Here is a 13,971-nt window from a genome sequence, read left to right on the forward strand (position 1 = left end):
GCTTCGCCTCCGGCTCGCAATGACGGCGAGGCGCGCGCCACGTAGAAGCCATCCACTTCCCCGCTCCGACGTCGCGGCGCCGGTTCTCCACAGCCCACGCTCGCCTGCGACAGCTCCGCGGATGACCCCTGCACCGTGGATCTCCTAGGGTCGGCGGATGGCACGAGGGATTCGTTTCCGCATGATGCGCGGCCCGCTAGCCGCGATGCTGGTCGCGGCGGGCGTGCTGTGGGCCGGCGCGGCCGCCGCCCAGACGCTGTCGCTGGATCTCGGCGGCGGGCAGAGCGTGAACGAGCGGGCGCTGCAGCTCGTGTTCCTGGTCACGCTGATGTCGCTGGCGCCCGCCGCCGTCGTGATGGTGACGTCCTTCACCCGCATCGTCGTGGTGCTGTCGCTGCTGCGCTCGGCCATCGGCGCGCCGACCGCCCCGCCCAACGCCGTGATTGTCAGCCTGGCGCTGTTTCTGACCGCCTTCGTGATGGCCCCGACCCTGCGCACCGTCTACGATACGGCGGTCACGCCCCTGCTCGCGAACCAGATTCAGGCCCAGCAGGCCTTTGAGCGCGGCGCGCAGCCGATCCGCACCTTCATGCTCAAGCACGTCCGCGAAAAGGACCTCGAGCTCTTCATCAACCTGTCGCGCGAGGCGCGCCCGGCCACGCCCGAGGCGACGCCACTCACCACGCTGATCCCGGCCTTCATGATATCGGAGCTGCGACGGGCGTTCGAGATCGGCTTCCTGCTGTTCATTCCGTTTCTGATCATCGACCTTGTGGTCGCCTCGATCCTGATGTCGATGGGCATGATGATGCTGCCGCCCGTCACGGTGGCGCTGCCGTTCAAGCTGATCTTCTTCGTGCTGGTGGACGGTTGGAGCCTGGTGGCCGGCAGCCTGGTGCAGAGCTACGGGAACTGAGGACGGGCGTGCGGCTTGCGACCTCCAAACGTCAGGCCTTGCCGTCGCTGGTCTTGTTCTCGGCCTTCTTGCCTTCGCCCGGCTCGGTCTTGCCGGGCTCGGTCGCGCCGGCTTGCGGCGGGACGGCCGGGGGCGGCGGCGCGGGATCGCCGGGCTTCGGTTTGCGGACCGCGCGCGGCGGCAGCGCGGGGGTCTCGGGATAACGCTTGCGGTATTCGCTCAGGAACTCCGAGAGCGTGTCGGCGCTCGCGACCGAGCGGGCCACGTCGCGGTATTCGCCGGAGCGCATGCCGCTCGGCGACGTCACGATGCTGAAGCTCTTGGCGTCGGCGCTGTCGGCCATCTTGGTGGAGAACTTGGCGCGAAGCCGCTCCAGCGCCAGCCCTTCGTCGCCGAGACCATACGCGATCGCGGCGCGCATGACGTCCGCCCGCATCCCGTCTGTCAGAGGGGTCGCGCCCTGCCACCGGTCGCCGACCATGCGCTCGAACACCTCGCCGGCCTCGCGCCAGCGCCGGCCCTGCCACAGGATGTCGGCGCGCAGGCGCTCCACGTCCGGCCCGGCTTCCGGGTCGATGATCTCCAGCGCCAGGTCGGTGCGCGACAGGTCGGACAGCGCCCGCGCTTCCAGCAGCGTGCGGCCGCGTTTCATTTCCTGCGGCAGTTCGGCCAGCCGGCTCTCGGTGAGCGCCCGGTAGGCTTTCGCGGGCTGCCGGTTCATCAGGTAAAGCACGGCCAGCCGCGACGCGATCGAGGCCTTGGCGGCGCCGTTCAGGCGGTTGTCGACCTGGTACTGCATCAGGTCTGTGGCCTCGCCCAGCAGGTCGAGCGCTACGAGCCGCTCGGCCAGCCGGCGGATCATCTCGTCGCCGCGCCGGCCCGGCGGGGTGAATTCCTTGAAGTCGAAATACAGCGCCAACGCATCGAGGCGCGGGATCGTGTCGGCCTTGCCTTCCAGGAACAGCGCCTCGAACCGGGTCGCCGCCTCGTCGTAAAGCGAGCGCGTGACCTCGTGTTCGGGGTAGAGGATGCTCGCCTGGCGGGCCACCTGGAACGCGTTGCGCCAGCGCTCCTCCTCGGCATAGAGCCGTCCGAGGGTCGCGAGGGTCTTGATCTCGATGTCGTCGCCGCGCCACGCCACCGAGAGCACCTCGAGCGCCGGCACGGCCGCCTTGCGGTCGAGCGTGTGGTCTTTCAGGCCGAGCACGATGCCATAAAGTCGCGCCGCCGCCTCCACGGGCCGCACGGCGGTCTTGGCGAGCCTTTCGTAGGCGTTCTGCGCCTCCTCGACGCGTCCCACGCCCTCGGCTACCCGGGCCGCCACCAGCAGGGCGTAGTCCCGGTCCGCCTTGGTTCCGGCGTGGCCCTGCACCTGGTCCAGCAGCCGCTGCGCCAGGCTGAAGTCCCGCCCCTCCAGCGCCGCCTCCGCAAACGCCGGGAGCATCATGGCCTGGAGGTCGTCCGGGTAGGCGGCGAGCACGGGCGCGGCGCGGCGGTAGCCCGCGAGCGCCTGCGGCCAGCGGCGCTGCTGCGCGTCCGCGTAGGCGCGCCACAGGAGCGCCTCGGGTTCGTTCGCGAGCGCGTCCGTGGAGAGCAGGCGCACGGCGTCCGCGGCGCGACCGGCCATCACCTGCGCGGCGGCGAGGAGCACCTGCGTGGACTTGTCCACGCCCACGTCCGGGCTGTCCGCGACCGCGACCTCGATCGTGCCCACGGCCTCCTGCGCGAGCCCGGCCGCGAGCTCGAAGCGCGCGAGGCTCATGCGCGCGTCCGCGCGCGAGGAGCGCGGCGCGTCCGCGGCCGCCCGCTCCAGCGCCCGGCGGTGATCGCGCACCGCGCCGGCGCGGCCCTGCGCCCACGCCTCCTTGTCCACGGCCAGGCGCGGGCCGTCGGCGCCCTCGCGCGCCGGCAGGGGCAGCTCCGGGAGCGCGGACACCACGAGCCCGCCGTCGCGCGTGATGCTCACGTCGTCCACGCCCGCGCGCACGGCCACGTCGTCCGAGCTCGGGATCACGACCACGCCCTGCGCGCTCGGCAGCACGCGGAAGTCCACGAACCCCTGCGCCTTCACGACCCCGCGCGCGCCGCGGCGCCCGGCCACGATCGCGAGCTTGTCGCCCGCCTCCGGGTCCTCGACCCAGTGCACGGACGCGACGTCCGGGTAAGCCGCGCGCACCACCGTGCGGCCGTCCGGCGCAGCCCCGCGCGTGAACGCCACCTGCCCGCTCTGGGCCACGAGCTCGTCCCCGATCGTGACCACCCACTCGCGCTCGGTGGCGGCCGCCCGCACCAGCGCGGGCTTGCTCAGCGACAGGCGCAGGATCGAGAGCCGGCCCACGCGCCGCACGTCCGCCTTGGTGATGAGCCCGGGCGCGACCATCCCGATCTGAGACGGCTCGAACGGCGCTTCGGTTTCGGCTGCGATCCAGACCACGCCGGCGCGGTCGAACACCGCGAGGCCGACGGAGGGCGAGATCGGCAGGTTGAGCCGCACCGAGCCGCGCTCGGCCGCCACCCCGACCTTGATCTCGGCATATTGCGCCGGAGTGGCGCTCAGGCCCCGTTCCTCGGCGTCGGCGGCGCGCGGAAAGGCGGGGATCGGCGCCGTGATGGCGGTAAACGGCGTGGGCGCCGGAACGGCCGCGGCCTCGGCCGGCTTGGCGCCGACCGCCGCCTCGCCCTTGGGGCCGGCTTCCGGGCTCGGCTGGTTCTTGCCGCCGGCCGTCTTGGCGGGGGCCTTGGGGGGCGCGAGGTCGAGAACGTAATTGTCGTCCTCGCGAAAGCCGCGCACATCCACGCCGGGCGCGGTGACGAGCCCGATCTTGAGCTGGCCGTCGGCAGTCTCGACCTGCACGTCCTTGATCAGGCTCGGCAGCGCCGCCTTCAGGCGCGCGGCGTCGAGGCGCAGATTGGCGAGAAACGCCAGGTCCACCCTGTCCTGGTCCTTGGACAGGTCCACGGGCGCGAACACCGGCAGCTCGAACACGAGGCGCGAGAATGTGGGCGTGGTTCCGACCCGGAAGGTGAGGTCCCTGACCTCCTCGCTGGCCTTCTTGCGCACCAGCTTGCGGGCCAGCTCCTCGGCCTCCTTGGCGCGGCGGCTGAGGTCCTCGATCACCTCGCGCGGCAGGCTCGGCGGCAGGCCCTTCCAGTTGTCCGGCAGGAAATCCAGAAACAGCTTGTCGCCGGCTTCCATCAGGTTCGCGCGCAGCGGCTTTTGCAGCGCCATGCGGACGGTCTTGTTGTCCGGATCGAGGCGCACGGCGGAAATGTAGCTCGGCAGCTCGGACGTCAGCTTCTCGACCGAGAAATCCACCGGCCGATCAAACGTCACCAGCATGACGCCGTTCACGGATTTCACGGTGGCTTTGGGCAGGTCCTCGAAGCTGAACACGGCCCGCCCGTAGCCGTTCATCTCGACGGCGCGGAGGGTGGACTTCGCCGCAAACGCCGAGCCGCCGTCGAGCAGCAGCGCGGCTGCGACGCACAGCCCCACGATCGCGCGGCTCGCCGGCCGCACGCCCGCATCGGATCCTCTCCAACGGCGCAAGGACATCCCGTCTCGACTTGGATCGACGCCGCCCAAAAACGCCAGGCGACCGGCAAAACCTATGGTGAAAGGGCTAACGGGCGATTACCGCGACGTGTAAAACGCGCCCGCCCTTAACGGTTGAGCCTGAAGCCGGGTTTGCCGAAAACTCAGTTCCGGCGCGGTTCGATCGCCGGCAGTTCGCCCGCCGGCAGCGCCGCATCGCGCCCGGGTTGCATGGGCGCGGCGGTCCGCAGGCTCGGGCGGGCGAGCTCCACGGTCAGCTTCTCGGCGGCCTCGGGCGACATGGCGGCCAGCACCTCGGACATCTTGCGCGGGTTCATGGCGTTCACCACCGGCACCAGCACCTTCAGGTCCAGCCGGTCGAACACCTTGGCGGCGTCCTTGGGCTTCATGGCCTCGTACATGGTCACGAGGTTTTTCAGGCCGGCCGCAGCCGACGGCGGCTTCGCGGGCGCGGCCGGATCGGCGGGAGCGGCGCCAGGCTGAGCCCCGTCTTCGGACGCCGCGCTTTTGCCTTCCAGCTCCTTGAGTTCGTTGATGCGCGCCTCGATCTTCTTGTCGGCCGCCTTCAGCAGGTTTTCGCGCGTGTCGAGCTCGCGCTGGCGGTCGTCCAGCTGCTCGCGACGTTCCCCGAGGCGCTGCAGCAGCGACTTCTCGGCCGGGGACATCGGAACGGGCTGGTCCAGCTCCACGGCGCCGGCCTTCGGGGCGGCGGCAGGATCGGCCTTGTCGGTCTTCTCGGCTTTTTCGTCCTTTTTCTTGGCCGGAGCCGTGGACCCGGTCGTCTCGGGGTCCTTGAGCGCGTTGCGAGCGCCCGCCACCGCGGCGCTGCTTGCCTGGGCGAGCGGCGACGGCCCCGGAACCTGGGTCGAAGCGTCGATCATCTTGATCAACAGCAACGCCGCAGCGGCTCCGGCGACAGCCGGCAACAGCCTCAGCTTGAGATCGGAACCGTTCCGCCGGCGCGCCGCCAGGGAGACGAACGGGCCCATCAGGCGGCCTGCCCGTTGACGCGGCGGTGCGCGCGCTCGGCGAACGCTTCCGCGGCCGCGAGCGTCGCGGCGAGCCGGTTTTGGGCGGCCCCGACGGGGTTGTTCGCCGCCGCCGTCGCGGCAGGCGCGGCTGCAACCGCGATCGATCCTTGCCTCACGGCGGCGTCGCGCTCGGCGAGGCCCGCGCCGAGACCGTTGCGGGCGCTTTCGACGATGCGGGATATCCTGGCGATCACGTCGTCCCCGGAGCGGATCTGACCCGCGAGGTCGGCCGATTGCTGCTCGGCCACGCGCAGGTGGTCCGCGATGGTCTTGTCGCATTCGTCCACCACCGAGCGCAGCCCCGCCACGGCGCGCTCGGCGTTTTCGGTCGCGAGCATCAGGTCCATGATGGTGCGCCGCATGGCGCCCTCGTCGGCCTTGAAGCTGCGCAGGCGCCGGTCGAGCATGATGCAATAGGAGATCGTCGCGGCCAAAAGCACGCACACGAGAAGCTCGATGAGGACGCCGATCATCACTTGTCCTTGGGGCCGGATGCGCTCGCCTCGTAGGCGGTGAACGTCGTCTTGGATTTCTTCAGGGGCTTCATCACCCGGATGGCGATTTTCTCGCCCACCCGCCCCATGCGGCCTTCGGTCAGGAACACGTCGCCGCATTTCAGCTTCACGGGCGCTTCCGGGCCCATGTCGAACATCAGCGTGTCGCCGACGCGCAACTCCAGCATGCGCCGCAGCGGCAACTGGGTTTCGTACAGGATCGCCTCCACGTCGCTTCGCGCCTGCCAGATCTCGGTCGCGAGGTGATCCTCCCAGATCGGGTCGCGGCCGAACTTCTCGCCCATGAAGCTCTGCAGCAGGAGCTCGCGGATGGGCTCGATGGTGGCGTAGGGCAGCAGGATCTCGACCGCCCCGCCCCGGCCTTCCATGTCGATGCGCAGCTCGATCAGGATGGCGGCGTTGGCCGGGCGCGAGATGGAGGCGAAGCGCGGGTTCGTCTCGATGCGGTCAATGTTGAAATGCACCGGCGACAGCGGCCGGAAGGCGTGCTCGGTGTCGCTGAGCACGATGTCCAGCATGCGCCGGACGAGGCTGGTCTCGATGGTGGAGTATGGCCGGCCGTCCAGCCGCGCCGCCGTGGTGGCGCGCCGGCCGCCCAGCAGCACGTCGATCACCGAATAGGCGAGCGTGGAATCGACCGTGATCAGGCCGAAATTGTCCCACTCCTCGGCCCGGAACACGGCCAGGATGGTCGGCAGCGGGATGGAGTTGATATAGTCGCCGAAGCGCACCGAGGTGATGTCGGAGAGCGAGACCTCGACGTTGTCGGAGAAGAAGTTGCGCAGGCTCGTCGTCAGCAACCGCACGAGGCGGTCGAAGACGATTTCGAGCATCGGCAGGCGCTCGTAGGACACCATCGCCGAATCGACGATGGCCCGGATGCCGGACCGCGCGCTCGCGCTGGCGTCCTCGCTGCTGAAGCCGAGGAGGTTGTCGATTTCGTCCTGGTTGAGGAGGCGATCGATGCCGGTGTCCGGCACGTTGGCGGTTGCGGCCGCCTCGATCATGGCGGTCCATTCGGCCGCAATCGCGTCCGCGTCGCCTCCGCCTGTGAGCTCCTCGTCAGCCATGCGCGCGGCCGTTCACTGGATCAGCATTTCTTTGAACAGGATCGCTTCCACCTTGGACGGGTAGATCGCGATGTTGATGCGGCGCAGCAGTTCTTCCTTCAGGCGGTACACGCCGGCCGAGCCCTCGAGGTCGGACGGGCGCAGCTCGCGCGTATAGACCTGGAAGGTATCTTCGATACGCGGCAGCAGCGGCGTCACCTCGGTGACGAGCTTGGGGTCGGACACTTCCAGCGCGATCTTCATCTTCAGAAAGCGCGGGCGCTCGCCGGTCTGCTGGGTGTTCTGCCCGCCGAGATTGACGATGAGCTCCTTCATGTCGACGAAGGCGGCCTTCTTGACCACCGCGGCGGCCTGGGTTTCGCCATGCTCGCCGGCCTCCGCCTGCGCGGCGGCCTGCTTCTTCTTCCACCACCAGAAACCGCCGCCACCGCCGGCGCCCACCAGCAGCAGCGCCGCCGCCACGATGATGATCAGCTTCTTGCGGCCGCCACCGACCGCGATCTCGCTGGCTTCGGCCGGAGCCTGGGCCGCGGCGGGTTCTTCCGCAGCCCCCTTTTTCGGCTTCTTGGCCATGGTCGAACGATCCCCCACACGCGCGGCGATGCCTGCAACCCGGACCTTCGCCTCGGCACGGTTAATGAAGGTTTAAATCTCCGGCCAAACCGGCAGTTTCTGCCGGGTCGATCGCGCCGAGGCGCCCGGCCTTGCCGGTCCGCCCGACAGGACGACCACGTCTAACCCATTGCATTATATAAGTTTTCTTCGCAACGCGCCTGTTGGCACGCCGGTTGCGAACCTTCTCCTTGCGGCAGTCGGCGCTGGGGAGCGTCGCGGCGGTCGCGGGACAAGGGCGCGGAGGTCGCAAGGCCGCCGCAGCGGGGACCGGAAGGTCGCCGCCCAACGGGAGATCATCCGGTGGAGAACGCGCTTCTCATCGGCTTGTCGCGTCAGGTGGCACTGGCGCGCGAACTGGACGTCATCGCCAACAACGTGGCGAACATCGGCACGACGGGCTTCAAGGCGCGTTCGCTTCGGTTCGAGGAATACCTCATGCCGAAGGCGAGCGGCGACAGCTTCCCGCGTCCCGACAAGCGCATGTCCTATGTGCAGGACCGCGAAACCGTTCTCGACCTTTCCGGCGGCCCCGTGGAGCGCACCGGCAACCCGCTCGACGTCGTCGTGAACGGCGACGGCATGCTGGCCGTGCAAACGCCCAAGGGCGAGCGCTACACCCGCAACGGCGCGCTGCAGATCAACGCCCAGGGCAATCTGGTGACCAGCGACGGCTACCCGGTGCTGGGCGAGAGCGGCCCCATCGCGTTCACGGGCACCGAGAAATTCATCGCCATCGGAGCCGACGGCACGGTTTCGGCCGAGGACGGCGCGCGCGGCAAGATCAAGATGGTTGGCGTCAAGGATCCGCGTTCGCTCACCAACGAGGGCGGCAACGTGTTTTCGGCCACTACGGCGCTGCAGCCGGCCGACAAGACGGTGCGGCTGGAATCGGGCGCGCTGGAGCGCTCCAACGTCAAGCCCGTGATCGAGATGAGCCGCCTCATCGAGGTCAACCGCTCCTACGCCACCGTCTCGGCGATGCTTCAGCGCAACGACGACATGCGCCGCTCGGCGATTGAAAAACTCGCCGCAATCCCGTCCTGAGGAGCCTGAACCATGCGCGCCCTTTACACCGCCGCGACCGGAATGGCCGCCCAGGAGCTGAACGTCCAGGTCATCTCCAACAACATCGCCAACCTGCGAACCACCGGCTTCAAGCGCCAGCGGATCCAGTTCCAGGATCTCCTTTACGAGAACCTGCGCCGCGCCGGCGCGTCCACCTCCGATCAGAACACCATGGTGCCCTCGGGCGTCGCCATCGGCTCGGGCGTGAAGACGGTGTCCACCGCCCGCGTAATGGGCCAGGGCACAATCACGACCACCGAGAACGAGAACGACGTCGCGATCCGCGGCGAAGGGTTCCTGCAGGTGACCATGCCGGACGGCCGCACGGGCTACACCCGCGACGGATCGCTGGAGCGCGACCCGACCGGCCAGCTCGTGACCCATGACGGCTACGTGGTGTCGCCCGCCATCACGGTGCCGAGCACCGCCACTTCGGTGACGATCAGCGCCGACGGCCGCGTGCAGGCCAGCCTGCCGGGCCAGACGGCGCCCCAGCTGCTGGGGCAGCTGCAGCTGGCGCGCTTCGTCAACAAGGCGGGCCTGGAATCCATCGGCGACAACCTGTTCGTCGAGACCGCCGCCTCCGGGCCGGCCACCTCCGGCAACCCGGGCAGCGAGGGCTTCGGCAACCTGCAGCAGGGCTACCTGGAAGAAGCCAACGTCAACGCCGTGACGGAAATCTCCTCGCTCATCGCGGCGCAGCGCGCCTACGAGATGAACGCCAAGGTGATCACCGCCACGGACCAGATGCTGCAGTCCACCACCCAGATGTTCAGGGGCTGAGCCATGGCGATCATGACCCTTCTGCGCGCCGCCGGCCTCGCCGGCCTCGCCTTCGCGGCGACCCTCGACGCCGCCGCGCCCGTCTTTGCGCAATCCGCAACGGCGCAGGTAGCGCAAGCCGCCACGGCGCAAGCCGCCACCATGCGCCCGGCGCTGCGCCGCGACGTGACCGTGAGCGGCGAGGTGATCACGCTCGGCGACCTGATCGAGAATGTGGGCCCCGTTGGCGTCACGGCCGCGTTCCGGGCGCCCGCGCTCGGCCGCGCCGGCACCATCCAGGCGAGCCGCATCGTCGAGGCGGCCCGTGCTGCCGGCGTCGTGGTGGACGCCGGCTCCCTCGCCCAGGTGGTGGTGAGCCGCGCCTCGCGCCGGGTCGGCAAGAGCGAGATCGAGAGCGCGATCGCGCTGGCGCTGACCGAGCGCTACGGCCTCGATCGGCCCGACGTCACGATCGGACTGGAAGGCGGCGAGCAGGCGCTGCACATCGAGCCCGAGGCGACCGGCGCGCTGCGCATCGCCGAGCTCGCCTATGATCCGCGCTCGCGTCGCGTTGACGCGCTGATCACGGCGATGGGCAGCCGCTCGCTGACGCTGAAGCCCCTGCGGGTGATCGGCCAGACGGTCGAGATGGTGTCGGTGCCGATCCTGCAGCGTCCCGTGGCGCGCGGCGAGGCCGTGACGGCCGCCGACGTCGTGGTGGAGCGCCGCCCGCGCGCGGACTACCCGACGGGCGGCTTCGTCGACCCCGCCGCGCTGGTCGGCCGCATCGCCAAGGCGCCCATCGGCGCGGGCGCGGCGCTGCGCGACGCCGACGTGATCAAGCAGGAGATCGTCGACAAGAACGGCTTCGTGACCGTGCTCTACGAGACGCCCGGCGTGCAGCTCGCCATGCGCGGCAAGGCCATGGAGGCCGGCGGCATGGGCGATTCCATCCTGGTCCAGAACCCGCAATCCAAGCGCACCCTGCAGGCCGTTGTGACCGGCGCGGGCGTCGTGAAGGTCATCATGGCCATGCCCGGCCGCATGGCCGACGCCGGCTCCGCCCCGGCCATCCGTTGAACATGAACCCGCAAGGCTCCGCCATGACCGTTGTTTCGCGTTCGTCCCGCCTCCTGGCGGCCCTGCTCGCCGCCAGCGCCCTCGCGGGCTGCGGCTCGGTCGACCGGCTCTCCAATGTCGGCAAGGCCCCCACCCTCTCGGCCATCGAGGACCCCACCGCGCAGGCCGGCTACAAGCCCGTCCAGATGCCGATGCCCAAGCCCGAGCCGGTGAGCTACGCGCCGAACTCGCTGTGGCGCCAGGGCGCGCGCGGCTTCTTCAAGGACCAGCGCGCCCGCCAGATCGGCGACATCCTCACCGTGAAGGTGAAGGTGACCGACAAGGCCAACATCGACAACGCCACCAAGCGCTCGCGCTCCAACGCCGACAACCTGGCCCTGCCCAACCTGTTCGGCGCCGAGAACAACCTCGGCAAGGTTTTCGACGAGAAGACCGACCCGAAGTCGCTGGTGGACGCGAGCTCCACCTCCTCCAGCGCCGGCCAGGGCTCGGTGAAGCGCTCCGAGGAGCTCGTCACCAACGTGGCCGCGGTGGTCACGCAGCTGCTGCCGAACGGCAACCTCGTGATCGAGGGCAAACAGGAGATCCGCGTCAATTTCGAGGTGCGCGAGCTGATCGTCGCCGGCGTGATCCGGCCGGAGGACATCGACAGCGACAACACCATCGACTCCAACAAGATCGCGCAGGCCCGCATCGCGTATGGCGGCCGCGGCCAGATCACGGATGTCCAGCAGCCGCGCTACGGCCAGCAGGTGATGGACATCCTGCTGCCGTTCTGAGGCTCGCCCACACCCTCCCGGAGCGGCGGCACGCTCCCCAAGTCACGCCGCCGTTCCACCCGCTCCCCGCCTCCCGCGGGGCGCACAACGCGAAACGGCGCCCCTCGGTCGGGGGCGCCGTTTCGAAATCCCAACCCGCGGAACGGAGGATCAGTCGTCGCGGTAGACCCGCTCGTTGCGCTCGTGGCGCTCCTGCGCCTCGATCGACAGCGTCGCGATCGGCCGCGCCTCCAGGCGCTTAAGCGAGATCGGCTCGCCGGTCTCCTCGCAATAGCCGTAGGAGCCGTCCTCGATGCGCGACAGCGCGGCGTCGATCTTGGCGATCAGCTTGCGCTGCCGGTCGCGCGCACGGAGCTCGATGGCGCGATCCGTCTCGGACGAGGCGCGGTCGGCGAGGTCCGGGTGATTCTCGCTCTCGTTCTGCAGCGCCGCCAGTGTCTCCCGGCTTTCGCGCAGAATCTCGTCCTTCCAGGCGTTCAGCTTGCGGCGAAAGTACTCCTTCTGCCGGTCGTTCATGAAGGGCTCGTCATCGGTCGGCCGATAAGCGGCCTCCAAAGTCATGGTAGCCATCGTACCCTTTCAGCTTCCGCAGCCTGTCCGACTTTCGTCGCGGCCTCCCCCGCGGGTGCGCCGCCTATATATCCGCCATGCAAATCCCGGGCAATCTCGAAGAAAGCCTGAAAACGTCTCGAAAAGCTGACTATTCGCAGTAATTTGATCGGCGGAAATCCAACAAATCGTCGGTTTGGCCGGAATTTGGCCCCAGGTTGACAGCCGTCAAGCCGGAGGAGTCTCTCGGCCGTCCCGCCGCGGGTCAAAACTGGAAATAGATGAACTCGTAATTGGCGTCGTCGCCGATCTTCAGCAGCACGGCGACGAACAGCAGCGCCAGCCCGATCGCGACCCAGCGGCGCGGCTGCATGCGCTGCGCCAACGTCCAGGCGGTCGGCCCCACCATCGCGAAAGCGGCCGCGAGCGCGATTGCGCGCCACTTGAAGCCGGAGCCCACGGGCGCAAGGCCGAACAGCGCCGCGAAGATCCGCCGGGCGGCCTCGAAACTCTCGGCCCGGAACAGCACCCAGGTCAGCGCCACGAACGCGAAGGTCAGCGCCCAGCCCAGCACGGCAGGCATGCGCAACCCGGCGCGCCGCCACAGCAGCGCGGCCGCCTGTCCCAGGCCGTGCGCCAACCCCCACGCCACAAAGGTGAAGCCGGCGCCGTGCCACAGGCCGCCGAGCCCCATGGTGGCGACGAGCGCCAGCACCTGCCGGGAAAGCCCATGCCGGTTGCCGCCGAACGGGATGTAGAGATAGTCGCGCAGAAAGCGCGACAACGTCATGTGCCAGCGCCGCCAGAAATCCTGCAGCGACGTCGCCCGGTAGGGAACGTCGAAGTTCTGCGGCAGCGTGATCCCGATCATCAGCGCCAGCCCGAGCGCCATGTCGGTGTAGCCCGAGAAGTCGAAATAGATCTGGAACGTGAAGGCCAGCACGCCCTGCCAGGCTTCCAGCACCGTGAGCGGGCTCCCGGCCGCCGCGGCCCGGAACACCGGCTCGGCGTATTCGGCCAGCGGATCGCCCAGAAACACCTTCTTGGCGAGGCCCAGCACCAGCAGCGCCAGCCCGCGCGCGAAGCTTTCCTCCCAGCCGGGTCCGAACGGCTTGCGGTCGAACTGGTGCATCACCTCGCTCCACCGCACCAGCGGCCCGGCGAGCACCTGCGGGAAGAACGCGATGTAGAGGCCGTAGCGGACCAGATCGAAGCGCGGCGCGCGCCCGGCCTTCAGGTCCGTCAGGTACATGATGTGGTGAAAGCTGAAGAAGCTGATGCCGAGCGGCAGGGCGAGGTCGAGCTTTGGGACGCGCAGCCCCGGCAGGTGGTTGGCGATGGCGGCGAAGAAGCCGGCATATTTGAAGACGCCGAGCACGAGCAGGTTCAGCGCGATGGCGCCGACGATCAGCCAGGCCTCCCGCCGGCGTTCGTAGAATTGCGCCACCAGCCAGTTGACCAGCACCGACAGCACCAGCAGCGGCACGAAGCGCCAGTCCCAATAGCCGTAGAATACGACCGAAAGCGCCAGCAGCACGGGCAGCCGCGCGCCCGGCGCGAACCGTACCGCCAGCGCGTAGATCGCCAGCGCGAGCGGCAGGAAGCCGAGAAGGAAGGGAAAGGAGTTGAACAGCATGCCCGGCCCGCGCCACGCCTACGCCCGCTCAGGCGCCCCCGGCGGGCTGCCGCAGATGGGCTGAATCAGGAGGTTGCGTCAACCTAGGGCGGTGTTTTCATCGCGAGGGCCGCGTTCGGGGCCGGGCGTTTCCACCGAGCGTCCATGCCGCCCTCCCGTCATTGCGAGCGACAGCGAAGCAATCCAGCTGGCGGCGGGCGTTACGCGGGGCGCCGAGGCCACTCCCACCCCCTGGATTGCTTCGCTGCGCTCGCAATGGCGGCGAAGGGCTCGATCCCTCTCCCGCTTGCGGGAGAGGGGCAGGGGTGAGGGTCTCGGGGACGTGAGCGGAATAACGGTGGGCGCAGTCTGGTGGCAGGCGCCCTCACCCCTGCCCCTCTCCCAAGGGGAGAGGGAA

At 69.3% G+C, this 13,971-nt stretch carries 12 protein-coding genes; 5 read left to right on the forward strand and 7 right to left on the reverse strand.

Features of this window, described 5'->3' with window-relative positions; all coding sequences use genetic code 11:
* Positions 1-181: 181 nt before the first annotated feature.
* Positions 182-916, forward strand: coding sequence for a flagellar type III secretion system pore protein FliP (gene fliP, locus IEV99_RS16965; RefSeq protein WP_244643901.1), 735 nt, complete (start codon positions 182-184; stop codon positions 914-916).
* A gap of 31 nt (positions 917-947) precedes the next feature.
* Here the strand turns inward: fliP and IEV99_RS16970 are convergent, their stop codons facing one another.
* From IEV99_RS16970 to IEV99_RS16985, 5 genes are all read right to left on the reverse strand, one after another.
* Complete coding sequence (locus IEV99_RS16970) at positions 948-4,472, reverse strand: hypothetical protein (RefSeq protein ID WP_188518917.1); 3,525 nt, start codon at positions 4,470-4,472, stop codon at positions 948-950.
* Positions 4,473-4,615: 143 nt separating this feature from the next.
* On the reverse strand, positions 4,616-5,461 hold the full coding sequence (locus IEV99_RS16975; RefSeq protein WP_244643902.1) for a MotE family protein: 846 nt from the start codon (positions 5,459-5,461) through the stop codon (positions 4,616-4,618).
* Complete coding sequence (locus IEV99_RS23780) at positions 5,461-5,976, reverse strand: DUF6468 domain-containing protein (RefSeq protein WP_244643903.1); 516 nt, start codon at positions 5,974-5,976, stop codon at positions 5,461-5,463. Before IEV99_RS23780 ends, IEV99_RS16975 begins: the two co-directional genes overlap by 1 nt.
* Entirely contained in the window at positions 5,976-7,088 is a 1,113-nt protein-coding gene (gene fliM / locus IEV99_RS16980; RefSeq protein WP_188518918.1) for a flagellar motor switch protein FliM, read from the reverse strand. Before fliM ends, IEV99_RS23780 begins: the two co-directional genes overlap by 1 nt.
* A 12-nt stretch (positions 7,089-7,100) precedes the next feature.
* Entirely contained in the window at positions 7,101-7,661 is a 561-nt protein-coding gene (locus tag IEV99_RS16985; RefSeq protein WP_188518919.1) for a flagellar basal body-associated FliL family protein, read from the reverse strand.
* A 342-nt stretch (positions 7,662-8,003) separates the two neighbouring features.
* Between IEV99_RS16985 and flgF the strand changes: the two genes are divergently transcribed.
* The 4 genes from flgF to flgH are packed head-to-tail and all read left to right on the forward strand — an operon-like array spanning position 8,004 to position 11,389.
* Positions 8,004-8,747 (forward strand): flagellar basal-body rod protein FlgF, encoded by a 744-nt coding sequence (gene flgF, locus IEV99_RS16990; RefSeq protein WP_188518920.1) that lies wholly within the window; start codon positions 8,004-8,006, stop codon positions 8,745-8,747.
* Between the two features lie 12 nt (positions 8,748-8,759).
* Positions 8,760-9,551 carry a flagellar basal-body rod protein FlgG gene (gene flgG, locus IEV99_RS16995; protein ID WP_188518921.1) on the forward strand — a complete coding sequence of 264 codons (792 nt, stop codon included), beginning with the start codon at positions 8,760-8,762 and terminating at the stop codon, positions 9,549-9,551.
* Positions 9,552-9,554: 3 nt separating this feature from the next.
* A complete protein-coding gene (gene flgA / locus IEV99_RS17000) occupies positions 9,555-10,610 on the forward strand; it encodes a flagellar basal body P-ring formation chaperone FlgA (RefSeq protein ID WP_188518922.1) in 1,056 nt (351 codons plus the stop codon).
* 23 nt (positions 10,611-10,633) lie between these two features.
* Positions 10,634-11,389, forward strand: coding sequence for a flagellar basal body L-ring protein FlgH (gene flgH / locus IEV99_RS17005; RefSeq protein WP_188518923.1), 756 nt, complete (start codon positions 10,634-10,636; stop codon positions 11,387-11,389).
* Between the two features lie 150 nt (positions 11,390-11,539).
* Here flgH and dksA read toward each other — a convergent pair whose 3' ends face one another.
* Both dksA and IEV99_RS17015 read right to left on the reverse strand, forming a co-directional pair.
* On the reverse strand, positions 11,540-11,950 hold the full coding sequence (gene dksA / locus IEV99_RS17010; protein ID WP_371875812.1) for an RNA polymerase-binding protein DksA: 411 nt from the start codon (positions 11,948-11,950) through the stop codon (positions 11,540-11,542).
* A 253-nt stretch (positions 11,951-12,203) separates the two neighbouring features.
* Positions 12,204-13,574, reverse strand: coding sequence for an MBOAT family O-acyltransferase (locus IEV99_RS17015; protein WP_188518925.1), 1,371 nt, complete (start codon positions 13,572-13,574; stop codon positions 12,204-12,206).
* Positions 13,575-13,971: the final 397 nt, after the last annotated feature.

The organism is Alsobacter metallidurans, assembly GCF_014636935.1.
GTDB classification, from domain to species: domain Bacteria; phylum Pseudomonadota; class Alphaproteobacteria; order Rhizobiales; family Beijerinckiaceae; genus Alsobacter; species Alsobacter metallidurans.

Coding starts and splice junctions, on each gene's coding strand:
- flgA (WP_188518922.1), top strand. CDS start 9,555: ATGGCGATCATGACCCTTCTGCGCGCCGCCGGCCTCGCCGGCCTCGCC.
- IEV99_RS16985 (WP_188518919.1), bottom strand. CDS start 7,661: ATGGCCAAGAAGCCGAAAAAGGGGGCTGCGGAAGAACCCGCCGCGGCC.
- flgH (WP_188518923.1), top strand. CDS start 10,634: ATGACCGTTGTTTCGCGTTCGTCCCGCCTCCTGGCGGCCCTGCTCGCC.
- fliP (WP_244643901.1), top strand. CDS start 182: ATGATGCGCGGCCCGCTAGCCGCGATGCTGGTCGCGGCGGGCGTGCTG.
- IEV99_RS16970 (WP_188518917.1), bottom strand. CDS start 4,472: ATGTCCTTGCGCCGTTGGAGAGGATCCGATGCGGGCGTGCGGCCGGCG.
- flgG (WP_188518921.1), top strand. CDS start 8,760: ATGCGCGCCCTTTACACCGCCGCGACCGGAATGGCCGCCCAGGAGCTG.
- IEV99_RS23780 (WP_244643903.1), bottom strand. CDS start 5,976: ATGATCGGCGTCCTCATCGAGCTTCTCGTGTGCGTGCTTTTGGCCGCG.
- dksA (WP_371875812.1), bottom strand. CDS start 11,950: ATGACTTTGGAGGCCGCTTATCGGCCGACCGATGACGAGCCCTTCATG.
- fliM (WP_188518918.1), bottom strand. CDS start 7,088: ATGGCTGACGAGGAGCTCACAGGCGGAGGCGACGCGGACGCGATTGCG.
- IEV99_RS17015 (WP_188518925.1), bottom strand. CDS start 13,574: ATGCTGTTCAACTCCTTTCCCTTCCTTCTCGGCTTCCTGCCGCTCGCG.
- IEV99_RS16975 (WP_244643902.1), bottom strand. CDS start 5,461: ATGGGCCCGTTCGTCTCCCTGGCGGCGCGCCGGCGGAACGGTTCCGAT.